Source organism: Streptomyces sp. MB09-02B (genome assembly GCF_033794485.1).
Taxonomy (GTDB): domain Bacteria; phylum Actinomycetota; class Actinomycetes; order Streptomycetales; family Streptomycetaceae; genus Streptomyces.
This window is the reverse complement of record NZ_JARGEE010000015.1, coordinates 1-23626: the sequence shown is the minus strand read 5'-3', so window position 1 is coordinate 23626 and position 23626 is coordinate 1. Positions and strand designations below refer to the sequence as shown.

Genomic DNA, 23626 nt, shown 5'->3' with positions numbered 1-23626 from the left:
GCGAGGAGGAGCGGCCGCCCTTGTCGCCGTGCGCCCGCGCCGTCAGGCCGCGTAGGACGCGTTCTGCGCGGTGGTCACCACCTTCTGGCCGTCGGCCTGGCTCAGCAGTCCGGCTGACACCCAGGAGCCGACGGTCGACTGCACCCGCGCCACCAACGCGGCCTTGTCGGCGAACGGCGCCCCGGCCCAGATCTCGTCCAACAGCGTCGTCCCGTCGGACTTCGCCGGGTTGGCGACGCCCGAATCGGTACCGCCGAGGACGACCTTCGGCTCGGAACGCTTGACGTAGGCGTGGGTCGGATCCTCGGTCCCCTCGTGGAAGGGAGCGAACTCGGTGCCGTCCAGCGTGTAGTGCAGCGGCTTTCCGCTCACCGGCGCGAGGGAGGGCAACAGGTCACCGGAGAGTCCCGCGTTGCGGTACAGCCCGACCGACAGATAGCTGGTGGCACTGCTCCTGCCGACCAGGTTGACCGGTCCGTAGAACAGCGTCTGGAGCGACGGGTCGTCGAGCGCCTTCTCCACGCGCAGCCGGAACGGCATCGTCACTCGTACGACGTCCCCGGCGCGCCAGGTGCGGGAGGGGATCGTGAAGTAGCTCCCCGCGGCCGGAGTACCGCTCACCGCGCTGCCGTTGACGGTCACCCGGAAACCGGCGGTGGCCCAGGACGGCACCCGCAGCCGCAGCTCGAAGGCCGCGCTGCCGCCTCCTACCGTGATCGTGGAGCCCTGCTCCCGGGGATAGTCGGTGCTCTGCGCGATCGTCACGCCCTTCGCGGACCAGTTCAGCGTGGCCGCGCTGTACAGGTTGACGTACAGCGCGCTGCCGTCGGCCTTGGTGAAGTACACCGAGTCCTGGTACTTGGTGGCGCTCTCCATGCCGGTGCCCTCGCAGCAGGTGGTGCCCTGCTTGGGGGTGTAGTCGCGCACATGACCGGGCTTCAGCCCGATGAAGTACGTGACCAGCGGCTTCTCGGCGTCGGCCTTGTCCTGCTTGGAGCCGAGGACCTGGTTGAGAAGGGCCCTCTCGTAGTAGTCCATGTACTTCGGGTCCTGCTCGTGGAAGAACAGGGTCCGGCTCAGCTTGAGCAGGTTGTACGCGCAGCAGGTCTCGGCGTTGGTGTCGCTGATCGTTCCCGAGATGACGCCGCGCGCCTTCCAGAACTCGGCCGTGCTGGTACCGCCGATCCCGTACATGCGCTGCGGGATCACCATGCCCCAGAAGTTCTTCGCGGCGGTCAGATAGCGCGTCTCGCCCGTCGCGTCGTACAGCCGGACGTAACCGGTCATGATCGGGATGTGCTGGTTGGCGTGGAGGCCGTCCAGGATGTCGTTGCCGGCGGCACAGGCGTCGATGAGCCGGTCGAGGTCGAACAGCTTGGCCAGCGCGAGGTGTTCGGCCTTGCCCGTGATCGTGTGCAGGTCGACGATCGCCTCGACGATGCCGCCGAACTCACCACTGGAGAAGATGCCCCACATCCGCTGCAGCGTGGCGTCGGGCAACTTGGACAGCCGCGAGTACATCCAGTCGCACATGCCGGAGGCGAGGTCGAGCGCGCGGGCGTCGTCCGTCGCGAGGTAGGCGTCGAGCAGGCCCTTGAGGATCTTGTGTGCGGTGTAGTACGGCGCCCACACCTTGGTGTAGTCGGCGGTGGTCCGCGTCTCGAGGTCGATGAACTGCGTCTCCGGGTACGCCGCCAGGAAGCCGGGGTGACTCGGTCCGCCCCAGGTGCGGCGCAGCGTGGCGGTCAGGCCACGTCCGGAGGCATCGTCGAACGTGCCACCGGAGGTCGCGAAGAAGTAGTAGGACGCGAGATTGCCGAGCCCCGCGGAGGACCTCTTGGCCTCGTTGGTCTGCAGCGAGGTGATCTCGGCCGCGGTCAGCGCCCTCCCCCAGATGTTGAACTCGTCGAAGGCGCCCGCGAAGACCGGGTCGTCGGCGTAGTTCGAGCGGCCCAGCCAGTTGTTCGTCAGGGTGCCCAGGACGGACGGGTTGAGCGTCATCGAGGTGTTCTGGGCCACGGCGGTGCCGTTGACGTACAGGGTGCCCGTGGTGCCGCTGATCGTGACGGCCAGGTGGCTCCACTGATTGAGCGGCAGGGCGGCGGTGCCGTTGAGGGCCTGCTCCCCGCCCGCACCGCTGTTGGTGATCGCGAAGCGTGGCACCCCGCTGCTGTTGCGGGAGGCCAGGTACATGTACCGGGTCGTGTTGTTGCCGAAGTCGAAGATCCTCTGCCAGTTGGCATTGTGCGTGGGCTTCACCCAGACCGACAGGGTGATCGCCGAGGCACCGCCGAGCACAGCGGCCGGCAGGTCGACGTACTGGTACGAGCCTCGGACGTTCTCGTGCGCGCCGCCCCATTTGCCGGTGACGGCCAGCATGCGTGGATCTTTGCGCAGCGCCTCACGCACCTCGGTGAGCGCACCCACCATGGTGCGGATCTTGTCGACGTACACCTGCTGCCCGGTGCTCGCGTACGCCTGCGCCAGCATCGTCAGGAAGTGGCCGGTGTAGTGGCCGCGGAGATTGCCGTTGGCCTCGCCGTCCAGGCCCTCCCAGCCGCCGGGCGCGACCGCGCCCTTGGTGGAGAGTCCCGCGTTGGCGCGGAAGACCTGCAACAACCGGTCGACGTCGTAGCCGCGGCCGTGGTCGAGCATCAACTGACGTTTGTCGGCGAAAAGGCCCTGGCCGAGCGACACGTCCTTGAGCTCGAAGGGCCGCACCGACCAGCTGGACGGCGTCGGGACCGTGGCGGCGACCGCACGGCCGCCGCCCGCCCCCAAGGAGACCCCTGGTGCGGCCGCGGCGACTATCGCGGACTGGAGGAGAAAGCGTCTGGAGAGGGGCGGTGCCATGGGCGCCTCGTCTCTGGCAGAGATGGGTGTGGGGGTGGAGTGGGATGCCGGACAAAGCGAGCATCATGTTCGAAACTGCGAACGTTGTGCGAATTCCCGACCAGAAGATAGGTATGTGACAGACGAGCGTCAACGGTACTGACGGGTTTACCGAGGCCAATGACCCGCTTGGCGCGGCTACTTGCACGCTCTCGGCACTGTTTCACGTGAAACATCGCTCGCGCTCATATCTACGACGATTCGCGTGAGTTTGACTCCCCTGACGCATCCGACCGCGCACACAGCATCCGGCACGCCCCCACGCCGTCCCGCACCACCGGAAGCCGAAAGCCCTTACCGAATCTCCTGAGAGACTCCTCACACTCCAGAGTCCCGCCCAGCCAGCCGACCTGCCGCTCCGCGCGCAGTTCCAACGACAAAAAGAAGCGGTCCCATCGTGATCACGATGGGACCGCTTCGCTGTGCGCGAGGGGGGAGTTGAACCCCCACGCCCTTGCGGGCACTGGAACCTGAATCCAGCGCGTCTGCCTATTCCGCCACCCGCGCATTGAGTGTGTCCTCAGGCCCCGTCCCTTGCGGTGTCGGCGCCTTCCGACATCGAGAAGATTAGCACGCTGGAGAGGGTGGCTTCACATCACTTGATCGCGGCCGATCCCACGCCGGACCCCCGGGACCGGCCGACCAGTACGGACCGAACACACGCCCCCTTCTGTCACGTATCAACGAGTGCTGGTTCACGTATCAACCTCGTACCGGTCCCGGTCATCTCCATGGGAGAGGGACGGGGCGCACAGTCCGGTGCGGGACACTGGTCTCGCGCCGCCTCTACGATCCTTGGCAGAGTTCGGACGGGGTAGTTCGAAGAGGGGCTCCGATGGGAATCCGGGAGGGGACTTCAGTGGGCGTCGAGGCCGGGTGACACCGGTCGACCGGGCCGACAGGGGGAACCAGCCGATTTCCCGGCGCGTGGATACGATCAGTAAGCAGTACCGATGCGGTACGCAGAGCGGTGACGACGGAGGAGGTGCCCCATGGGAGTCCTGAAGAAGTTCGAGCAGCGCCTCGAAGGTCTGGTCAACGGCACCTTCGCCAAGGTGTTCAAGTCCGAGGTCCAGCCCGTGGAGATCGCGGGAGCGCTCCAGCGGGAGTGCGACAACAACGCGACCATCTGGAACCGTGACCGCACGGTCGTCCCCAACGACTTCATCGTGGAACTGAGCACGCCCGACTTCGAGCGCCTCAGCCCCTACTCCGGCCAGCTCGGCGACGAGCTCGCCGGCATGGTGCGCGACTACGCCAAGCAGCAGCGGTACACCTTCATGGGCCCCATCAAGGTCCATCTGGAGAAGGCCGACGACCTCGACACCGGTCTGTACCGGGTGCGCAGCCGTACGCTGGCCGGCTCCACGGACCAGCAGGCCCCTTCGGGCGCCCCGGCGAGCCCCGCCGCGGGCCGCCCCGGCGGCTACGGCTACCCGCCCACCGCCGCGCCCACGGGTGCCCCGCCCATGCCGGCCACACCGCCGCCCGGCGGCCGTCCCGCCCCGCTCGGCCAGCGGCCGCCCGCCGCTCCGGCGGGCGGGGGACGCACGCGCTACTGGATCGAGATCAACGGCACCCGCCATCAGATCTCCCGCCCGACGCTGGTGCTGGGACGCAGCACCGAAGCCGACGTGCGGATCGACGACCCCGGCGTCTCCCGCCGGCACTGCGAGATCCGGACCGGAACGCCCTCGACGATCCAGGATCTCGGATCCACCAACGGCATCGTGGTGGACGGGCAGCACACCACCCGCGCTACGCTCCGCGACGGCTCGCGGATCGTCGTGGGCAGCAGCACCATCATTTACCGGCAAGCCGAAGGGTGAAGCGGGGGCAATGTCAGAGCTGACCCTCACGGTCATGCGGCTGGGTTTCCTGGCCGTACTGTGGCTGTTCGTGATCGTGGCCGTGCAGGTCATCCGCAGCGACCTGTTCGGTACGCGTGTCACCCAGCGGGGGTCGCGCCGGGAGAGCGCGCGGCCGCCTGCGGCCGCCCGCCAGGCCGCGCCCCCGCAGCAGCGCGGCCAGCAGCCCGCACCTCCCGCCGGCGGTGGCGGCCGTCGTGGGCGCAACGCCCCGACCAAGCTCGTCGTGAGCGAGGGCACACTGACGGGGACGACCGTGGCGCTCCAGGGCCAGACCATCACCCTGGGCCGCGCACACGACTCCACGATCGTGCTGGACGACGACTACGCCTCCAGCCGGCACGCCCGGATCTACCCGGACCGCGACGGCCAGTGGATCGTCGAGGACCTGGGGTCCACCAACGGCACATACCTCGACCGGAACCGACTGACGACTCCCACGCCGATTCCGCTGGGCGCGCCGATCCGCATCGGCAAGACCGTCATCGAGCTGCGGAAGTAGTGCTACATCATGAATAGGCGCGAGCGGAGCGAGCACGCAGGGGCGGCCCCCACCAGGGCTCCCGGCGCGCTCCCGACCGGAGGGTGGGCACCGTGCGGATGTACCCGGAGCCGACGGGCGAGGTGCGCATGAGTCTGTCACTGCGCTTCGCCGCCGGATCGCACAAAGGCATGATCCGCGAGGGCAACGAGGACTCGGGCTACGCCGGTCCGCGGCTGCTCGCGATCGCCGACGGCATGGGCGGCCAGGCGGCCGGTGAGGTCGCCTCCTCCGAGGTGATCTCCACCCTCGTCACGCTCGACGACGACGTCCCCGGCTCCGACATCCTCACCTCGCTCGGCACCGCCGTGCAGCGCGCCAACGACCAGTTGCGCTCGATGGTCGAGGAGGACCCGCAGCTGGAGGGCATGGGCACCACGCTCACCGCCCTGCTGTGGACCGGTCAGCGACTCGGCCTCGTCCACGTCGGCGACTCCCGCGCCTACCTCCTGCGGGACGGCGTCCTCACCCAGATCACCCAGGACCACACCTGGGTGCAGCGTCTGGTCGACGAGGGCCGCATCACGGAAGAGGAGGCCACCACCCACCCGCAGCGCTCCCTGCTGATGCGCGCGCTGGGCAGCGGCGACCACGTGGAGCCCGACCTCTCCATCCGCGAGGTCCGCGCCGGCGACCGGTACCTGATCTGCTCCGACGGCCTGTCCGGCGTGGTGTCCCACCAGACGATGGAGGACACCCTCGCCAGCTACCAGGGCCCGCAGGAGACCGTTCAGGAGCTGATCCAGCTCGCGTTGCGCGGCGGCGGTCCGGACAACATCACGGTCATCGTCGCCGACGTCCTCGACCTCGACACCGGAGACACCCTCGCCGGGCAGCTCTCCGACACCCCGGTCGTGGTCGGCGCGGTCGCCGAGAACCAGCTCCACCTCCAGGACAACGGCATCATGCAGACCCCCGCCGGCCGGGCCTCCGGTCTCGGCCGTCAGGGGCACGGCCAAGGCGGCGGCGAGTTCGGCCCGCCCGGCTCGGGCGACGCCACCGGATACATGCCGGCGGCGGGCAGCTTCGGCGACTACTCCGACGACGACTTCGTCAAGCCGCGCAAGAAGCGCAGGTGGCTGAAGAGATCCTTCTTCGGCATCCTCGCCCTCGCCATGGTCGGCGGGGGCGCGTACGGCGGTTACCGCTGGACGCAGACGCAGTACTACGTCGGTTCCAAGGACGACCACGTGGCGTTGTACCGCGGCATCAGCCAGGACCTGGCCTGGATCTCGCTCTCGAAGGTCGAGAAGGACCACCCCGAGATCGAACTCAAGTACCTGCCGCCCTACCAGCAGAAGCTGGTCGAGGCCACGATCGCCGAGGGCGGTCTGAGCGACGCCCGGAAGAAGATCGAGGAGCTGTCCACCCAGGCGTCGGCGTGCAAGAAGAACGCCGAGCGCCGCGAGGCGGCGGACAGCAACGCCAAGACGGGCGAGGGCGAGGCCGGCGGAGTCACGGGAACCACGAAGACCTCCCTCACGTCCAAGGCCACACCGTCCCCGACGTCGACATCGTCGACGTCCCCGACCCCGACCCAGACCGCACCCACACCGTCGACCGGCCCCAGCCTCTCGGAGGAGGAGCAGGAACTGGTCTCACGGTGCGGTGAGCAGTAGGCAAGCCGCGAGGGGCCCAGTCACACGATGAGCAGTACTACCAACCCGTCGACGCAGCACACGTCCACGATCGGCGCGATCGGCACCCCGAGCCGACGCAACACCGAGCTGGCGCTGCTGGCGTTCGCCGTCGTCATCCCGGTGTTCGCCTACGTCAACGTGGGTCTCGCCCTGAACGACCAGGTGCCCGCCGGACTCGCCGCCTACGGCATCGGCCTCGGGGTGCTGGCCGGCATCGGCCATCTCGTCATCCGCAAGTTCGCGCCGTACGCCGACCCGCTGATGCTCCCGCTGGCCACGCTGCTGAACGGGCTGGGGCTGGTGGCGATCTGGCGACTGGACCAGTCGAAACTGCTCCAGCAGATCGGACAGGCCGGCGGCAAGGCGACCAACCAGCTGGTCTACACAGCGATGGGCATCGCGCTCCTCATCGCCGTACTGATCTTCCTCAAGGACCACCGCACCCTCCAGCGCTACACCTACATCTCCATGGCCGGCGCGCTGGTCCTCCTGCTGCTCCCCCTGGTGCCGGGCCTCGGCGCGGAACTCACCTACGGCGCCAAGATCTGGATCCAGGTCGGCAGCTTCACCATCCAGCCGGGCGAGTTCGCGAAAATCGTGCTGGCGATCTTCTTCGCCGGCTACCTGATGGTGAAGCGCGACGCGCTCGCACTGGCCAGCCGCCGCTTCATGGGCCTGTACCTGCCGCGCGGCCGCGACCTCGGCCCGATCATCGTCGTCTGGGCGATCTCGATCCTCATCCTGGTCTTCGAGACCGACCTCGGTACCTCGCTGCTGTTCTTCGGCATGTTCGTGATCATGCTGTACGTCGCGACCGAACGAACCAGCTGGATCGTCTTCGGGCTGCTGATGTCCGCGGCCGGCGCGGTCGGCGTGGCCTCGTTCGAGATCCACGTGCAGCAGCGTGTACAGGCCTGGCTGGACCCCATGGGCGAGTGGGAGCTCTCCAAGACCGTGGCCGGCCACTCCGCGCAGTCCATGGAGGCCCTGTGGGCCTTCGGCTCCGGCGGCACCCTCGGCACCGGCTGGGGCCAGGGCCACTCCGAGCTCATCCGCTTCGCCGCGAACTCCGACTTCATCCTCGCCACCTTCGGTGAGGAACTGGGGCTGACCGGCGTGATGGCGATCCTGCTGATCTACGGGCTGATCGTGGAGCGCGGCATCCGCACGGCCCTCGCCGCCCGCGACCCGTTCGGCAAGCTGCTCGCCGTCGGCCTGTCCGGCGCGTTCGCCCTCCAGGTCTTCGTCGTCGCCGGCGGTGTGATGGGCCTCATCCCCCTGACCGGTATGACGATGCCGTTCCTGGCCTACGGCGGTTCCTCGGTGATCGCCAACTGGGCACTCATCGGCATCCTGATCAGAATCAGCGACACCGCACGCCGGCCCGCGCCCGCGCCCGCACCGAACCCCGACGCCGAGATGACCCAGGTGGTCCGCCCGTCATGAACAAGCCCCTGCGCCGCATCGCGATCTTCTGCGGGCTCCTGGTCCTCGCCCTGCTCATCCGCAACAACTGGCTCCAGTACGTCCAGGCGGACACTCTCGCCACCGACAAGAACAACCGTCGCGTCGCGATCGAGCGCTACGCCACGCCTCGCGGGGACATCATCGTCGACGGCAAGGCCATCACAGGGTCCGTCGCTTCCGAGGGGCTCGACTACAAGTACAAGCGCACGTGGAAGAACGGCGAGATGTGGGCGCCGGTCACCGGCTACTCCTCCCAGATCATCGGCGCCACCCAGCTGGAGAGCCTCGAGGACGGCATCCTCACCGGGAACGACGACCGGCTCTTCTTCCGGAACACGCTGGACATGCTCACCGGCAAGAAGAAGGAGGGCGGCAGCGTCGTCACCACCCTCAACGCCGCCGCGCAGAAGGCGGCCTTCGAGGGCCTCGGCAACAAGAAGGGCGCCGTCGCCGCGCTCGACCCCAAGACCGGCGCGATCCTCGCCCTGGCCTCCACGCCGTCCTACGACCCGTCCACGTTCGCCGGGATCAGCACCAAGGACAGCAAGACCTTCTCGAAGCTGGAGAAGGACCCCGACAAGCCGATGCTGAACCGCGCGCTGCGCGAGACCTACCCGCCGGGCTCCACGTACAAGGTGGTCACGGCGGCCGCGGCGCTCGAGAACGGCATCGTCTCGGGCATCGACGACAAGACCAAGACCCCCGACCCGTACCAGCTGCCCGGCACGACGACCGACCTCACCAACGAGCACGGCGTGTGCAAGAACGCCAGCCTGCGGTACGCGCTGATGGTCTCCTGCAACACGGTCTTCGCGAATATGTCGCACAACGTCGGCAACGACAAGATGATCGAGCAGGCCGAGAAGTTCGGCTTCAACGAGGACGAGATGGACGTCCCGGTCCGCGCCGCAGAGAGCGTGTACCCCGAGGACAACGATCCGCAGAACGCCATGGGCGGCATCGGTCAGGCCTCCAACCGGGCCACCCCGCTGCAGATGGCCATGGTCGCCTCCGCCGTCGCCAACGACGGCGAGCTGATGAAGCCGTACATGGTCGACCAGCTGCGCGCCTCCAACCTCGACATCATCGAGACGCATGAGCCCGAGCCCCTGTCCCAGGCGATCTCGGGTGAGACCGCCCAGAAGCTCCAGGACATGATGGAGACCGTCGTCAACGACCCCCAGGGCACGGGCGGCAAGGCGAAGATCAACGGCGTCACCGTCGGCGGCAAGACCGGTACCGCGCAGCACGGCCTCAACAACAGTGAGAAGCCGTACGCCTGGTTCATCGCGTACGCCCAGCTCAGCGACGGCAGCTCGCCGGTGGCCGTGGCCGTGGTCGTCGAGGACGGCGCGGCCGACCGCGGTGACATCTCCGGTGGCGGTCTGGCCGCCCCGATCGCGAAGAGCGTGATGCAGGCAGTGATCAACAGCAAGAAGTGACCCCGCTCACGTCGCCTTCACATCGGTGCACGTTGCGATACCGGTCCTGTATCGGGTGACGCGGTTGGCCAGGTCACAGAAGGCGAGCCGGGTACCGTATGCCCGGAGCACAGCCGCCGGACCACACATGGGTGCGGTCGGGACCGACGGAGAGGGCTGGTAGGAAGCTATGGAAGAGCCGCGTCGCCTCGGCGGCCGGTACGAGCTGGGCCAGGTGCTCGGCCGTGGTGGCATGGCGGAGGTCTACCTCGCGATGGACACCCGCCTCGGCCGCACCGTGGCGGTGAAGACGCTGCGAGCGGACCTCGCGCGCGACCCCACCTTCCAGGCCCGGTTCCGCCGGGAGGCCCAGTCGGCCGCCTCGCTCAACCACCCCGCGATCGTGGCGGTCTACGACACGGGCGAGGACTACATCGACGGGGTCTCGATCCCGTACATCGTCATGGAGTACGTCGAGGGCTCCACCCTCCGTGAGCTTCTCCACAGCGGCCGCAAGCTGCTGCCGGAGCGGGCGATGGAGATGACCATCGGCATCCTCCAGGGACTGGAGTACGCCCACCGCAACCAGATCGTCCACCGCGACATCAAGCCGGCCAACGTCATGCTGACGCGCAACGGCCAGGTCAAGGTCATGGACTTCGGTATCGCCCGCGCCATGGGCGACTCCGGTATGACGATGACGCAGACGTCCGCGGTCATCGGCACCGCCCAGTACCTCTCGCCGGAGCAGGCCAAGGGCGAGCAGGTGGACGCACGGTCCGACCTGTACTCGACCGGCTGTCTGCTCTACGAGCTGCTGACGGTCCGCCCGCCGTTCGTGGGTGACTCCCCCGTGGCGGTCGCCTACCAGCACGTGCGGGAGGAGCCGCAGCCGCCGAGCGTCTTCGACCCGGAGATCACTCCGGAGATGGACGCCATCGTCCTGCGTGCCCTGGTCAAGGACCCGGACTACCGCTACCAGTCCGCCGACGAGATGCGGGCCGACATCGAGGCCTGCCTCGACGGCCAGCCCGTCGCCGCCACGGCGGCCATGGGGTCAGTCGGCTACGGCGGCTACCCGGACGACCAGCCGACCACCGCCCTGCGCGCCGACGCCGGTGCCACGACGATGCTCCCGCCGGTCGGCCCGGACGACGGCTACGGCGGTTACGACGACCGCCAGGGCCGTCGCCGCCAGCAGCAGAAGAAGAACAACACCTCGACGATCCTCCTGGTCGTCGCGGGTGTCCTGGTGCTGATCGGCGCGGTCCTCATCGGCCAGTGGATGTTCTCGGGCAACGGCACGGGCAACGACACCCTCAAGACACCGAACTTCATCGGGCAGAGCGAGGCGGATGCCAAACAGTCGGCCAACAACGTCGACCTCAAGGTGACGACGACCAAGGACGCGTGCGAGGACGAGAAGACCGGCAATGTCTGCACGCAGAACCCAGCTGCGGGCGACCCGGTCAAGAAGGGTGACACCATCGCCCTGGTGATCTCGACGGGTGCTCCGAAGGTCGCTATCCCCAACGTCATCGACAAGGACATCGAAGCGGCCACCAAGTTGCTCGAGGACAAGGGCATGCAGGTCGAGACCGAGTCGGCGGAGTCTTCTGAAGACCCCGGAACCGTCCTCAGCCAGGACCCCGACCCGGGCACGGAGTTGGAGAAGGGATCGACGGTCACCCTGGAGGTCGCCAAGGCCGAGGAGAAGGCCACGGTGCCGACCGTCACCGGTCGGGACTGCGACGCCGCCAAGTCCCAGATGGAGGCCAACAACCTCGTCGGTACCTGCACCGAGGTCGAGACCCAAGACCCCAACCTCGTCGGCAAGGTCATCGCGACCAGCCCCGAGGCAGGCTCCGAGCTCAACAAGGGCGACACGGTCACCATCCAGATCGGTAAGGCGGCCGAGGAGCAGGAGGCCGAGGTCCCGAACGTCGTCGGACGGACCGTGGGCCAGGCCAAGCAGATCCTGCAGGCGGCCGGCTTCACCAACATCCAGTTCGCGGGCGGAAGCGACCAGAGCGACACCGCGCTCGTCACTGACCAGGACCCGGACGGCGGCAACGAAGCCGACCCGGCCCAGACGACGATCACCCTCGCTTCGGTCGGTTTCGGCGGCAACAACGGCAACAACAACAATGGCGGCGGTTTCGGCGGCGGCGACTTCGGTTAGCGCCACCCGCCCACGGCAGGGCAACTGATCCAGTCCCCTGCCCCGTACGACGAAGGAGCCCCGGCACCCTCCCTGAGGGGGTTGCCGGGGCTCCTTCGTGGTCGCGATGTTTCACGTGAAACCGGATGTTTCACGTGAACCATCCCAGCGGGGGAACAACCCACCAGCCGTAGCTAGCGGAGTTCCTTCGGCAGCGTGCGCTCCGCGTTCACCCGCTCCACGCGCTCCAGCTCGCCCCACACGATGTATCGGTACCGGGACGTGTAGACGGGCGTGCAGGTGGTGAGGGTGATGTATTTACCGGCCTTCTTCCTGCCGGACTCCTTGGGGATGTTCGAGAGGACCTTGACGTTGTACTTCGAGGTCTCGGTGAGGGTGTCGTAGACCTTGTAGACGTACCAGTTGTCGCGGGTCTCGAAGACGATCGCGTCGCCCTTCTCGAGCTTGTCGATGTTGTGGAACTTCGCGCCGTGTCCGTCGCGGTGGGCGGCCAGGGTGAAGTTGCCGTCCTTGTCGGAGCTGGGGAGGGTCGCCTTGACCGGGTCGGTGTAGTAGCCGGCGACGCCACCGTTGAGGATCTTGGTGGAGGTGCCCTTCTTCACCAGGACCTCGCCGTTCTTCATGGCGGGGACGTGCAGGAAGCCGATGCCGTCCTTGGTGTCCAGGGCGCCGGGGCCGTCGTCCGATGCCCAGGTGTCGCGGACCTTGTTCCCTTCCTTGTCCGCCTCGCGGTCGGCGAGGACGTTCGTCCACCACAGCGAGTAGACGACGAACAGACCGAGCACCAGGCCCGCCGTGATGAGGAGTTCACCGAAGACACTGACCGCCATGGCGATCCGGCTCATGCCGCGGCGCCGCGGCGTGGCCTCGGACGTGTCCGTCTTCTCTTCGGTGTCGTCGGTGGTCACTGCCACAGTTCTTCCGCCCTTGGTCGAGCCCCTACTGGACGAGCGCGTCGGGCTTCCCCTCGCTGCGCGGCCGTTCCTCCACCATCTTGCCCCACACGATCATGCGGTACTTGCTCGTGAACTCCGGCGTGCACGTGGTCAGCGTGATGTACCGCCCCGGCTGGGTGAAGCCGGAACCCGGGGGCACGGGTTGGAGCACGCTGACGTTCGACGGCGGGGTCACCGGCAGGATCGAGGCCATGTCGTAGACGTAGTACGTGTCCTGCGTCTCCACGACGATCGGGTCGCCCGGCTTGAGTCGGTTGATGTACCGGAACGGTTCACCATGCGTGTTGCGGTGGCCCGCTATGCCGAAGTTGCCCGCCTTGTCCTCGGGCATGGCCGTCTTGATGCTGTTCTCGTCGTAGTGACCCACCATTCCGCGGTCCAGGACCTTCGACTTGCTGATGCCCTCGGCGATCGGCACGACGACGTCCAGCTTCGGGATGTGCAGGATGGCGAAGCCCTGCCCGGGCTCGAAGGCGCCCGGCGCGCGCTTGCCGCTCTTCCACTCCTCCTGGAGGCTCGTCGCCTCCCGGCCCGCCTGCTGATGGGCGCGGATGTTGGACCACCAAAGCTGGTAGGTGACGAAGAGCAGCATCACCACGCCGGTGGTGATGAACACCTCGCCGATGAGCCGGCTTGCGATCACTCCCACGCTGGGCTTGCGCGCCCGCGCCGCCCGTCGCGCCTCGATCCTGGAGCGGGGCGCCGACAGGCCGTCCTCTCCTAAGCCCTCCTCGGGCCCCTGAGCGGTTCCGGAGCCCGCGTGGCCCCCCGGGGAGCCCCCGTGCCTCCCGTGCCGTCTCGCGGCCTTACGGCGGGCCGCACGGCCTCCGGGAGCCGGGGGCGCGGGTATCGGCTGGGCCGCGGCGGCCATCCGCCGCGCCTCCTCCACCCGGAGCGCCACCGTCTCCTCGTCGATCGGAGGGTGCTGCAGAGCGGTGTCGGTCTCGTACAGCCCTCCGGACGAGGGCTCGGGACGCGGCTCGTAGGTCTCGTATGACGAGAACGAGGGCTCCCTGTACGGCTGCTGCTGACCGAACCAGTCGCCCTGCCCGAACTGCGGGGCCTGTTGGGCGGTCCATTGGTGAGGCTCGGCCGTGTCGCCGAACGGCGCCACCGGCTGAAAGGCCTCCGCCTCGAACGACTCGGCGCCCCCGTACGCGGCCTCGCCGTCGTAGGGGGCACTCTCGCGCTCGGGGCGCAGTGCCGTCACGCCGTGGCCCTGCCCACCACGGGGGCGAGCCCCGTCGACCTGGCCACGGCCCCTTGGTCACCGCATTCGGCCAGCCAGTTGGCGAGCATGCGGTGGCCGTGCTCGGTGAGCACCGACTCGGGGTGGAACTGCACGCCCTCGACCGGCAGCTCCCGATGCCTGAGGCCCATGATGATCCCGTCGTGCGTGCGCGCCGTGATCTCCAGCTCGGCCGGCACGGTGGCCGGCTCCGCGGCCAGGGAGTGGTAGCGGGTCGCGGTGAAGGGTGTGGGCAGGCCCGCGAAGACCCCCTTGCCCTCGTGTTCCACCAGCGAGGTCTTTCCGTGCAGCAGTTCGGGCGCGCGGTCCACGACGCCGCCGTACGCCACCTGCATGGACTGCATACCGAGGCATACGCCGAAGACGGGGACGCCGGTCGCGGCACAGTGGCGGACCATGTCCACGCAGACGCCGGCCTCCTCGGGGGTGCCCGGGCCGGGGGACAGGAGCACGCCGTCGAAGCCGTCCTGGGCGTGGGAGGTCGCCACCTCGTCGTTGCGCAGCACCTCGCACTCGGCGCCCAGCTGGTACAGGTACTGGACCAGGTTGAAGACGAAGCTGTCGTAGTTGTCGACGACGAGAACCCGGGCGGGTCGGGCGGCACTCACTGGTCGTTCACCGTCACATCGTTGAAGGGCAGCAGGGGCTCGGCCCAGGGAAAGACGTATTGGAAGAGGACGTAGACGACGGCCAGAGTCAGCACGATGGACATCAGCGCCTTCAGCCACGCGTTACCCGGCAGATGTCGCCAGATCCAGCCGTACATGCCGTCCCTTCCTTCACACCACGGCACCGGAATCACGCCGTACCGCCACCAGACTAACGGCGTAGTGCCTCCGGTTTCCCTGACTCGACAGGCTGTGTGGAATCCAGATGGCCCCAGACGATGAGGCGATGGCTGTGTCCCCACTCCGGATCGCACGTCGTCAGCGTCAGATAGCGCCCCGCGCGCGTGTAGCCCGATTTCGTCGGCACGGGGTCGATGACCTGGACGTCCGTGGGCAATGTCCGGTAGGGCCCCTTGTCGATGACGTACGTGAACCAGTCCGCGCCGTCGGTCAGTACGACCTCGTCGCCGGGACGCAGCTTGGGAAAATCTTTGAAGGGATCGCCGTAGGTGCGGCGGTGGCCCGCGACGGCGAAGTTCCCCTTCTGCCCCAGCTGCGCGGTGTTCGCGTAGTGGCCGAGTCCTTTCTTGAGTGTGTCCGTCTTCGTGCCCTCCAGGACGGGCTTGTTCCACGTGAAACCAAGGCGCGGGATGTACATGAGCGCGAAGGGCTCACCGCTCTCGTACGCGACGGGCGGCTCCGGAGCCGCCGAGGAGCCCGGTCCGGACGTCGGCCTCGTCGGCTGTGTCGCCCACCGCTCCTGGAGCAGGTCGACCTGGTGGTCCATCTCGGTGTCGGCCTTCACACCGGTCCAGAAGAGCACGTAGACGACGAAGAGCACGATCAGGGTGCCGACGGTGATGCAGAGCTCGCTGACGGTCCTCACGATCACGCGCACCGACACGGGTCCCCCGGCTGCCGTCACTCCACGGGCTTCGCGTACTTCAGATCCACTGTGCCCGAGTAGCCGGGAAGAGTCACCGGCCCGTCCTCGGTGACTTTCCAGCCCAGCCCGTAGACGTTCACGTAGACCATGTAGTTCTGGATCGCCTCGCTGGCGGTGAGCGCCTTCTGGAGCTTCTCCGGGTCACCGACCGCCTGGATCTTGTACGGGGGCGAGTAGACGCGGCCCTGGAGGATCAGGGTGTTGCCGACGCAGCGGACGGCGCTGGTGGAGATCAGCCGCTGGTCCATGACCTTGATGCCCTCGGCGCCACCCAGCCACAGGGCGTTCACCACGGCCTGCAGGTCCTGCTGGTGGATGACCAGGTAGTCGGGCTGCGGCTCGGGATAACCGGGGAGTTTGGCGGTGGCGTCCGGCGGAGCGTCGTTGAGGGTGACCGTGAGGGCCTGCCCCCTGAGCTTCTGGGTGCCGGCGTTCTTCTCCAGCGCTTTGAGCCGGGCGTCCTCGGCCTTGGTGCTGCCGTCGTCCCGCTCGGCCAGGGCCTCCACGTCGTCCCGGAGCACCGCGTTGGACTCGTCGAGTTGCCCGTTCTTGTGGCTGCGCTCCTGGATCAGGTCGGAGAGCTTCAGCAGCGAGGCGTCCGTACGGATATTGGTGCCCTTGGCCGTGTCGAAGCTGGTGAAGAAGATCAGCCCGGCAAGGGCGAAGACCCCGACGGTGAGCACGCGCACGGGCCGGAAACCGCCTCGGGAGGTGGTGCCGGAACCCGCCTCGGGGGAGTCGGCTGAATTGCTCAACGTACCCTTATCTCCTTAGGCGCCGCGGAAGCACTACGCTAACGGACGCCCGGGGGAGCATTCAGTGTCCCCTTGTACGCTGCCCCGGAGCCCGCCACAGTTCCCTGCGCGGCCACGCAGCGCATCGACAGGAGAGACCCTCGTGCCGAAGTCACGTATCCGCAAGAAGGCCGACTACACGCCGCCGCCGTCCAAGCAGGCCACGAACATCAAGCTGAACAGCCGCGGCTGGGTGGCTCCGGTCATGCTGGCCATGTTCCTCATCGGGCTCGCCTGGATCGTCGTCTTCTATGTGACGGACGGCTCGTTGCCGATCGACTCGCTCGGCAACTGGAACATCGTGGTCGGCTTCGGCTTCATCGCCGCCGGCTTCGGCGTCTCGACCCAGTGGAAGTAGTGGTCTCCGCTCGGTGGAGGTAGTTCTCCCCAGAGCAATCCACGGAGTTATCCACAGGCGTTTTCCACAGTGGGGAAAAAGAACGACGATCTGTGGATAACTCACTGGGCGTTGACGCCGGTACGACTGGCCTACCGGCATCCGCAAGCATGTTCGCCCCCTGCCTGACCTGCGAAAACACAGGTGAGCAACAGGGGGCACACCTGTTCCCGCACCCTATGCACAAGATCCGCCACGGTCTGTGGACAACAGTGCTGTAACGGTGTCGACGGAGCGCCCGACCGGTAACGGTCCGGCATCACCTCAGGTCAGCTGCGCGGTCCTGAGCAGGGTCATCACGACCACGGTCAGCAGGACCAGGGCGCAGGCGCCGTATTGGACCAGCGCCCGTCGCTCACGCGGCGCGTGCACCATCGCGTAGCCGATCAGCACACCGCCGACGAGGCCGCCGACATGCGCCTGCCAGGCGATGCCGGACCAGCCGAAAGTGATGACCAGGTTGATGACCAGCAGGACGATGACCGGGCGCATGTCGTACTTCAGCCGACGCATGAGGACGGCTGTCGCGCCGAAGAGGCCGAAGATGGCGCCGGACGCGCCGAGCGTCAGTTGGCTCGGCGCGGCGAGCAGGTAGGTGAGCGCGCTGCCCGCCAGGCCCGAGGCGAAGTAGAGGGCCAGATAGCGGGCTCGGCCGAGGGCGGCTTCCAGCGGGCCGCCGATCCACCACAGGCTGAGCATGTTGAAGGCGATGTGCATGACACCGCTGTGCAGGAACATCGACGTGACCAGGCGGTACCACTGGCCTTCGGCGACGCCCTGGAATGAGCCGAGATCGGAATCCCAGTCCCGTCCGACGAGGGCGAACCGCTCGGTGAAGGTGTCGCCGATGGCTTGCGTCACCAGGAAGAGCAGTAGGTTCGCGCCGATAAGGATCTTGGTGAGAAGTCGGGGGTCGGCGGCGACCGTGCCCCCCGCGAGAGTGCGCGGGGCCGAGGCGGAAGGCGCTTGGCCCGTGCCCGAGCCGTTGCGGACGCAGTCGGGGCACTGGAAGCCGACGGAGGCGCTCACCATGCACTCGGGGCAGATCGGACGCTCGCAGCGAGTACAGCGGATACCCGTCTCCCGGTCCGGATGCCGGTAGCAGGTGGGCAGGCTCTGCGCGTCCTGCGAGCGGCTCGGCACCTGGTCCATCGGGTCCCTCCGTCTCCTGTGGAACGCATCGCCCCGCCCATCCTTACGGACGAGCGGGGCGATTGGTTCCCTTCGGGACCTTGTGAACCTTTCGGGGCCCGGTCCCGGTGGAGAACCGTTGATGCTTGACCCGGGCGGCGGGCCCGAGGGCTCAGCCCTGGCGGGTCTCGACGACGACCGACTCGATGACGACGTCGTTGACCGGACGGTCGGTGCGCGGGTTGGTCTGAGCGCCGGCGATGGCGTCCACGACCTTCTGGCTGGCCGCGTCGACGACCTCACCGAAGATGGTGTGCTTGCGGTTCAGCCACGCCGTCGGGGAAACGGTGATGAAGAACTGCGAGCCGTTGGTGCCCGGTCCGGCGTTGGCCATGGCCAGCAGGTAGGGCTTGTCGAAGCCGAGGTCCGGGTGGAACTCGTCCGCGAACTGGTAGCCGGGACCACCCGTGCCGTTGCCCAGCGGGTCACCGCCCTGGATCATGAATCCACTGATCACCCGGTGGAAGACCGTGCCGTCGTAGAGCTTGTCCGTGGACTTCTGGCCGGTGGCCGGGTTGGTCCACTCACGCTCGCCCTGGGCGAGCTCGACGAAGTTACGGACCGTCTTGGGCGCGTGGTTCGGCAGCAGCCGCACCTCGATGTCGCCATGGTTGGTCTTCAGGGTGGCGTACAGCTGCTCTGCCACGATCTGCCTTCCGTTGTCCTTTGTGACTCCCCCGATCCTCGCACGGACGACGCCGTCCGTCCCCCGACGCCCACGCTCTTGTACGGCGGGCGCGCGGAAAACCGGCCGAGTACCACCGGTACCGGCGCGCTTCGCGGCGATCCGTGGCATTGTCGGCCCTGTCGTGGACAAGTTCCCGTTGTCCCGCATTCATCCTCTATTGCACGTGACCGGATTCATGAGCGGCTCCTGTCGATGATCGGCCGGGGTCGAGACCATGACCCGGATGCCCGCCCGCACATGCCCCGGAGCGCTCCGAGAGGCATGATCCCCAAAAGGGTGGAAAGTCGAATTACGTACGCCACCGAGGAGGAGGATCCCGTGACCCGCATCGACAGCGTGCGCGCCGCGACCGGCTCGGCGAAGGGAAGCGTGCTGCACGCCGCGGAAGTGGTGGCGCCCTACGCCGACACGGCCAAGGACAAGGCCTCGCACTACGCGCAGGAGGCACGTGTACGACTCGCGCCGAAGGTTTCGCAGGCCGCGGAACAGGCACGCGTCCAGTACGGCGCCCATGTCGTCCCGCGCTTGGAGCAGGCTCGCACGCATGTGCCGCCGAAGGTCGACCACGCGGCCCATGAAGCCGCCGCACGCACCCGCAAGGCGGCCCGCCAGGCCGCCGACTACTCCCGTCCCCGTATCGAGCAGGCTGTGGCCGCCGCCGGCCCGGTCCGCGAGGAGGCCACCGCCCGCAGTGTCGCGGCGCTGGCCGCACTGCGTGGACAGGTCTCACCCCAGCAGATCCAGCGGCTGGTCCGCAGGCAGCAGCGTCGGGCGAGGCTAGGCCGCGCCGCCAAGGGCATGGCCGTCCTGGGTGTCCTGGCGGGCGGCGCCTTCGCCGCCTGGAAGTGGTGGGACAAGCAGGCCAACCCCGACTGGCTGGTCGAGCCCCCCGCAGCCACTGAGGTCTCCGACTCCGGTCGTCTGTCCTCGGTGGACGGTAGCGGCCAGTCCGTTCTCGACCCCGAGGTCGAAGCCAAGCAGGCTGAGGACGAGGCCGCCGACCGGGACAACCGCCGCTGAGAAACGACTGAGCACCGGCAGCCGAAGCCACTTTCTCCACCACTGCCGGCGTCGGAGGACGTTTGTCTGCCCGGCCCGGCCCTGCCCGAGGGTTCGTTCGGCGGGGCATCTTTCAACAGCCCTGTGGGGCAGAAGACTTGAACGTCTTCTGCCCCACAGGGCTGTTTCACGTGAAACAGCGGCGCCCGGCAAGGACCCGCCACCCCATCATTCGGAAGGTACTGATCCGGTTGCGAAGGGTGACGTGCATATTCCGCCACCCAGCACTGTGACCCAGAACACTGGTTTCGCATATGCGTACGCCAACACGCGCCACCGCCCGTTGCCCCGTTCCAGCAGCCTTCTTTCTGGTGAGCGCACACATAGCGATCGCGACGACCACCGCCCGGGACGCCACCCACGACCACAGTGCCGGGGCAGGAAAAAAGACCGGGCCGAATGTCCTATGACATCCGGCCCGGTCCATCCGCTGTGGAGCCTAGGGGAGTCGAACCCCTGACATCTGCCATGCAAAGACAGCGCTCTACCAACTGAGCTAAGGCCCCGGAAGGGAAGCACCCACCCGGAGAGAAGGACCACCGGGAGGCTTCGCAGACCAGAGTACCGGGTCACCCCCGGGATCTCGCAAAAAGATTGGGGGTCCCCGTGAACGACCACTCTCCGTAAGATGCTCGTCGTGGTTCGCTACAGCGAACCGCGGTATTTGGGGAAGCGATGGGGAGACGCAATGGACGCCGCACAGCAGGAAGCGACCGCAAGAGCCCGGGAGCTGCAGCGGAACTGGTACGGAGAGCCGTTGGGGGCGCTCTTCCGTAGGCTCATCGAGGACCTGGGTCTCAACCAGGCCCGGCTCGCGGGGGTTCTGGGCCTGTCCGCACCGATGCTGTCGCAGCTGATGAGCGGTCAGCGTGCCAAGATCGGCAACCCGGCAGTGGTTCAGCGGGTGCAGTTGCTGCAGGACCTGGCGGGTCAGGTCGCGGACGGCAGCGTGAGCGCCGCCGAGGCGACCGAGCGCATGGATGAGATCAAGAAGTCACAGGGGGGATCGGTGCTCAGCAACACCACGCAGTCGACGACGAGTTCGGGGGCGCCCACGGTCAAGCGGGTCGTCCGCGAGATCCAGTCGCTGCTTCGCTCGGTGGCAGCCGCGGGCGACATCATCGAGGCGGCGGACACCCTCGCCCCGACCCACCCTGAGCTGGCAGAGTTCCTCCGGGTGTACGGCGCGGGCCGCACCTCGGACGCGGTGGCGCACTACCAGTCCCACCAGAACTGAGCGCAAGGCCCGGTCCCCGAAAGGGGGTTCGGCGACCGGGCCGAGGCCGAAAACGGGGAAAGGGGTCTGTAGGCCCCTCGTGAGCCGCGGCGTCGTGGACGTAGGCTCCGCGCAGGAACCGGAAGCAGGAACCGGAAGCAGGAACCGGAAGCAGGAACCGGAAGCAGGAACAGACAGAGCGGCAGGGGGACAGAAGCGGGTACCAGCTCCGGGGGAAGCCGGGCATGTGCGAGCCGGCTCCGCGGAGGGCGGCGCGAGCGCCGTGCCCTCCGCCGACGGGCAGCCAAGAGGGGAGCCGAAGGGGGAACGACGCACAGCCATGGGTGAGGTCTTCGCCGGCCGGTACGAACTGGTCGACCCGATCGGGCGCGGGGGAGTCGGCGCGGTCTGGCGCACCTGGGACCACCGCCGCCGCCGCTATGTGGCCGCCAAGGTCCTGCAACAGCGTGACGCGCACGCTCTGCTGCGCTTCGTCCGCGAGCAGGCCGTACGGATCGACCACCCGCATGTGCTCGCCCCCGCCAGCTGGGCCGCCGACGACGACAAGGTCCTGTTCACCATGGACCTGGTGGCCGGAGGCTCACTGGTCAACCTCGTCAACGACTACGGTCCCCTTCCACCCGCCTACGTCTGCGGTCTGCTCGATCAACTCCTGTCCGGCCTCGCCGCCGTGCACGCCGAGGGCGTCATCCACCGCGACATCAAGCCTGCCAACGTGCTCCTGGAAGCCACGGGCACGGCCCGCCCCCGCCTGCGCCTGTCCGACTTCGGCATCGCCATGCGCTTGGGCGAGCCCCGTCTGACCGAGACCAACTACGTGGTGGGAACGCCGGGTTACTTCGCTCCCGAGCAGATGCTGGGCGCGGATCCGGATTTCCCGGCCGATCTCTTCGCAGTGGGCCTCGTCGCCCTGTACCTGCTGGAGGGCGCGAAGCCCGACGCCAAGGCCCTCATCGAGCACTTCGCTGCCCATGGCACTCCGAAGGCACCGCGAGGCATCCCCGAGCCGCTGTGGCAGGTCATCGCCACGCTGCTCCAGCCGGACCCCAACTCCCGCTTCCGCACCGCCACAGGCGCCCGCAAAGCCCTGGCCGCAGCCATCGAGCTGCTGCCGGAGCCGGGACCCGACGACGAGTTGGTGGAGGTCTTCGACCAACTCGGTCCGCTACCCACAGGCTTCGCTCCCGAAGGTCCCCTGCACAAAGCCTCGGGACTGGACAAAACAGGCACAAGCACCGGCGCTGACACCAGCGGCACGTCCTCCCCCACTCCCGGCCCGGGAACCTACGCCCCTCCCAACTCACCTCATCTGTACGCCCCTTCATCGCCGCTCGCTTCCGCCGCCGCCTCGGCGCCCGCCCTCTCACCCAGCACGGACGCGACCCCACCACCGCCTCACCATCCACCGGCGTACAGCCCGCCGCCCATGGACCCGCCGTCCCAGCCCGGGAGGGCCCCCGCGCCACTGGCACCGCCCCCAAGCGCCGCCCCTCAGCCCCCATACACGGGCACAGGCTCCGTAGCTCCGCCGCCGATGCCCACAACCGCCCCGCCCCAGACCGACTCCATCAGCTCCGGCAATGGCTCCGGGTTCGGTGCCGGTGCCGGTGCTGGTGTCACAGACAACGACCCGAGCACTGGTTCAGGCGCCGGCACGGGAACAGGAACCGGTCACTGGTCTCAGGACTCCGCCCCCACGTCGTCGGCGTCTTCGGCGTCGTCGACCCACGCCGGTCACATATCGCCCGAGTCGCCCCCCTCCGCCGTACCGCCCCGGCCCGAAGACGCCCCCGCACCGCCGCGCCACTCCACGATGTCGGACACCGGCAGCTTTCATCTGCCCCCGCCCCAGGTACTCACCGCCCACGCAGCATCGCGACGGGCCGAGCAGCACACCCCCGGCCTGGAGCACCCACAGCAGCAACCCGAGCAGCAGGCCAGTCCCCTTGCCGGGACACCCGTCCGAACAGCCCCAGCGCAACACTCCGAACCCGCGCATGTGCCCTCCCCCCAGCCGCACCCGCCGTTGGGCCTCTCTCAGGCCCCAGCCCCGGCGGTGCAGCAGCACGCGTACGCCTCTACTGGTTCATACACCGCTCGGCCCCCGCAGGTTCCACGTCGATCGAGGGCCCTTCGCCGGCGCCGTTCGGGCCCGCCCGCCAAAGTGGTCGTCCCGATCCTGCTGCTTGCCCTGGCCTGTTTCGCGGTGGGGTTCTGGGCTCTGGGCCAGCTCTGATCCCCGCACCCCGCACCCCGCACCTCACACCCCGAACCTGCGGACCCTGTCGCCCCCGCGGCCCAACGGTCCTCGAGGTCCCGGCAGACCCTGCGGTCCGTGGCCTCCTCACACAGCCGCCATGCCCCCGGCAGCCTCAGCCGACCGTGGGCACACAGCCGACGCTCTCGCACCGGGTTGCCCCCCCACCCCACCAAAGGGCGGCCCCTAAACAACACTCCCAGGCCCCAGAAAAAGGAAAAAAAATCTATACG

At 68.1% G+C, this 23626-nt stretch carries 19 protein-coding genes and 2 tRNA genes; 10 read left to right on the top strand and 11 right to left on the bottom strand.

Annotation, left to right across the window (positions count from 1 at the left end):
* Positions 1 to 42: 42 nt before the first annotated feature.
* Together P1P70_RS04340 and P1P70_RS04335 are read right to left on the bottom strand one after the other, a co-directional pair.
* Positions 43 to 2853, bottom strand: a complete 2811-nt coding sequence (locus P1P70_RS04340; protein ID WP_319234715.1) for a beta-L-arabinofuranosidase domain-containing protein — start codon at positions 2851 to 2853, stop codon at positions 43 to 45.
* A 462-nt stretch (positions 2854 to 3315) separates the two neighbouring features.
* A tRNA-Leu gene (locus P1P70_RS04335) sits at positions 3316 to 3399 on the bottom strand.
* 485 nt (positions 3400 to 3884) lie between these two features.
* On the opposite strand from P1P70_RS04335, the gene P1P70_RS04330 reads away from it, so the two are divergent.
* The 6 genes from P1P70_RS04330 to pknB all read left to right on the top strand — a co-directional run bounded on the left by P1P70_RS04330 (position 3885) and on the right by pknB (position 12011).
* Positions 3885 to 4721, top strand: coding sequence for a DUF3662 and FHA domain-containing protein (locus P1P70_RS04330; protein ID WP_319234713.1), 837 nt, complete (start codon positions 3885 to 3887; stop codon positions 4719 to 4721).
* 10 nt (positions 4722 to 4731) lie between these two features.
* Positions 4732 to 5262 carry an FHA domain-containing protein gene (locus P1P70_RS04325; RefSeq protein WP_319234711.1) on the top strand — a complete coding sequence of 177 codons (531 nt, stop codon included), beginning with the start codon at positions 4732 to 4734 and terminating at the stop codon, positions 5260 to 5262.
* A 98-nt stretch (positions 5263 to 5360) separates the two neighbouring features.
* Entirely contained in the window at positions 5361 to 6920 is a 1560-nt protein-coding gene (locus P1P70_RS04320) for a Stp1/IreP family PP2C-type Ser/Thr phosphatase (RefSeq protein WP_319234750.1), read from the top strand.
* Between the two features lie 27 nt (positions 6921 to 6947).
* Positions 6948 to 8387: an FtsW/RodA/SpoVE family cell cycle protein gene (locus P1P70_RS04315; RefSeq protein ID WP_319234709.1), complete on the top strand. Its 1440-nt coding sequence runs from the start codon at positions 6948 to 6950 to the stop codon at positions 8385 to 8387.
* A complete protein-coding gene (locus tag P1P70_RS04310) occupies positions 8384 to 9850 on the top strand; it encodes a peptidoglycan D,D-transpeptidase FtsI family protein (protein WP_319234708.1) in 1467 nt (488 codons plus the stop codon). Before P1P70_RS04315 ends, P1P70_RS04310 begins: the two co-directional genes overlap by 4 nt.
* Before the next feature lie 169 nt (positions 9851 to 10019).
* On the top strand, positions 10020 to 12011 hold the full coding sequence (pknB, locus tag P1P70_RS04305) for a Stk1 family PASTA domain-containing Ser/Thr kinase (protein WP_319234707.1): 1992 nt from the start codon (positions 10020 to 10022) through the stop codon (positions 12009 to 12011).
* A 173-nt stretch (positions 12012 to 12184) separates the two neighbouring features.
* Here the strand turns inward: pknB and P1P70_RS04300 are convergent, their stop codons facing one another.
* The 6 genes from P1P70_RS04300 to P1P70_RS04275 are packed head-to-tail and all read right to left on the bottom strand — an operon-like array spanning position 12185 to position 16525.
* Entirely contained in the window at positions 12185 to 12925 is a 741-nt protein-coding gene (locus P1P70_RS04300; protein WP_319234705.1) for a class E sortase, read from the bottom strand.
* A 25-nt stretch (positions 12926 to 12950) separates the two neighbouring features.
* Complete coding sequence (locus tag P1P70_RS04295; protein ID WP_319234703.1) at positions 12951 to 14177, bottom strand: class E sortase; 1227 nt, start codon at positions 14175 to 14177, stop codon at positions 12951 to 12953.
* On the bottom strand, positions 14174 to 14824 hold the full coding sequence (locus P1P70_RS04290) for an aminodeoxychorismate/anthranilate synthase component II (RefSeq protein ID WP_319234701.1): 651 nt from the start codon (positions 14822 to 14824) through the stop codon (positions 14174 to 14176). The genes P1P70_RS04295 and P1P70_RS04290 overlap by 4 nt, the downstream gene beginning before the upstream one ends.
* Positions 14821 to 14982 (bottom strand): hypothetical protein, encoded by a 162-nt coding sequence (locus P1P70_RS04285; RefSeq protein WP_237314026.1) that lies wholly within the window; start codon positions 14980 to 14982, stop codon positions 14821 to 14823. Before P1P70_RS04285 ends, P1P70_RS04290 begins: the two co-directional genes overlap by 4 nt.
* Before the next feature lie 53 nt (positions 14983 to 15035).
* Complete coding sequence (locus P1P70_RS04280; protein WP_319234699.1) at positions 15036 to 15728, bottom strand: class E sortase; 693 nt, start codon at positions 15726 to 15728, stop codon at positions 15036 to 15038.
* A gap of 17 nt (positions 15729 to 15745) precedes the next feature.
* Positions 15746 to 16525 (bottom strand): DUF881 domain-containing protein, encoded by a 780-nt coding sequence (locus P1P70_RS04275; RefSeq protein WP_319234698.1) that lies wholly within the window; start codon positions 16523 to 16525, stop codon positions 15746 to 15748.
* A gap of 142 nt (positions 16526 to 16667) precedes the next feature.
* Here P1P70_RS04275 and crgA point away from each other — a divergent pair, with 142 nt between their 5' ends.
* Positions 16668 to 16922 carry a cell division protein CrgA gene (gene crgA, locus P1P70_RS04270; protein ID WP_045558527.1) on the top strand — a complete coding sequence of 85 codons (255 nt, stop codon included), beginning with the start codon at positions 16668 to 16670 and terminating at the stop codon, positions 16920 to 16922.
* Between the two features lie 303 nt (positions 16923 to 17225).
* Here the strand turns inward: crgA and P1P70_RS04265 are convergent, their stop codons facing one another.
* Both P1P70_RS04265 and P1P70_RS04260 read right to left on the bottom strand, forming a co-directional pair.
* The gene (locus P1P70_RS04265; protein WP_319234697.1) at positions 17226 to 18113 is read right to left on the bottom strand and encodes a rhomboid family intramembrane serine protease; all 888 of its coding nucleotides are present in this window, start codon (positions 18111 to 18113) and stop codon (positions 17226 to 17228) included.
* Positions 18114 to 18264: 151 nt separating this feature from the next.
* Entirely contained in the window at positions 18265 to 18798 is a 534-nt protein-coding gene (locus P1P70_RS04260; RefSeq protein ID WP_152170211.1) for a peptidylprolyl isomerase, read from the bottom strand.
* 360 nt (positions 18799 to 19158) lie between these two features.
* On the opposite strand from P1P70_RS04260, the gene P1P70_RS04255 reads away from it, so the two are divergent.
* Positions 19159 to 19860 (top strand): DUF5324 family protein, encoded by a 702-nt coding sequence (locus P1P70_RS04255; RefSeq protein ID WP_319234695.1) that lies wholly within the window; start codon positions 19159 to 19161, stop codon positions 19858 to 19860.
* 472 nt (positions 19861 to 20332) lie between these two features.
* Here the strand turns inward: P1P70_RS04255 and P1P70_RS04250 are convergent.
* Positions 20333 to 20405 (bottom strand) — tRNA-Ala (locus P1P70_RS04250).
* A 182-nt stretch (positions 20406 to 20587) separates the two neighbouring features.
* Between P1P70_RS04250 and P1P70_RS04245 the strand changes: the two genes are divergently transcribed.
* Positions 20588 to 21136, top strand: coding sequence for a helix-turn-helix domain-containing protein (locus P1P70_RS04245; RefSeq protein WP_033530590.1), 549 nt, complete (start codon positions 20588 to 20590; stop codon positions 21134 to 21136).
* A gap of 319 nt (positions 21137 to 21455) precedes the next feature.
* Positions 21456 to 23372, top strand: a complete 1917-nt coding sequence (locus P1P70_RS04240) for a serine/threonine-protein kinase (protein WP_319234694.1) — start codon at positions 21456 to 21458, stop codon at positions 23370 to 23372.
* Positions 23373 to 23626 lie beyond the last annotated feature (254 nt).

What these genes read in the sequence shown, in the direction of transcription:
- P1P70_RS04315 (WP_319234709.1), top strand. Translation starts at nt 6,948, where the DNA reads ATGAGCAGTACTACCAACCCGTCGACGCAGCACACGTCCACGATCGGC.
- P1P70_RS04245 (WP_033530590.1), top strand. Translation starts at nt 20,588, where the DNA reads ATGGACGCCGCACAGCAGGAAGCGACCGCAAGAGCCCGGGAGCTGCAG.
- P1P70_RS04240 (WP_319234694.1), top strand. Translation starts at nt 21,456, where the DNA reads ATGGGTGAGGTCTTCGCCGGCCGGTACGAACTGGTCGACCCGATCGGG.
- P1P70_RS04340 (WP_319234715.1), bottom strand. Translation starts at nt 2,853, where the DNA reads ATGGCACCGCCCCTCTCCAGACGCTTTCTCCTCCAGTCCGCGATAGTC.
- P1P70_RS04310 (WP_319234708.1), top strand. Translation starts at nt 8,384, where the DNA reads ATGAACAAGCCCCTGCGCCGCATCGCGATCTTCTGCGGGCTCCTGGTC.
- P1P70_RS04285 (WP_237314026.1), bottom strand. Translation starts at nt 14,982, where the DNA reads ATGTACGGCTGGATCTGGCGACATCTGCCGGGTAACGCGTGGCTGAAG.
- P1P70_RS04330 (WP_319234713.1), top strand. Translation starts at nt 3,885, where the DNA reads ATGGGAGTCCTGAAGAAGTTCGAGCAGCGCCTCGAAGGTCTGGTCAAC.
- pknB (WP_319234707.1), top strand. Translation starts at nt 10,020, where the DNA reads ATGGAAGAGCCGCGTCGCCTCGGCGGCCGGTACGAGCTGGGCCAGGTG.
- P1P70_RS04265 (WP_319234697.1), bottom strand. Translation starts at nt 18,113, where the DNA reads ATGGACCAGGTGCCGAGCCGCTCGCAGGACGCGCAGAGCCTGCCCACC.
- P1P70_RS04320 (WP_319234750.1), top strand. Translation starts at nt 5,361, where the DNA reads ATGTACCCGGAGCCGACGGGCGAGGTGCGCATGAGTCTGTCACTGCGC.
- P1P70_RS04325 (WP_319234711.1), top strand. Translation starts at nt 4,732, where the DNA reads ATGTCAGAGCTGACCCTCACGGTCATGCGGCTGGGTTTCCTGGCCGTA.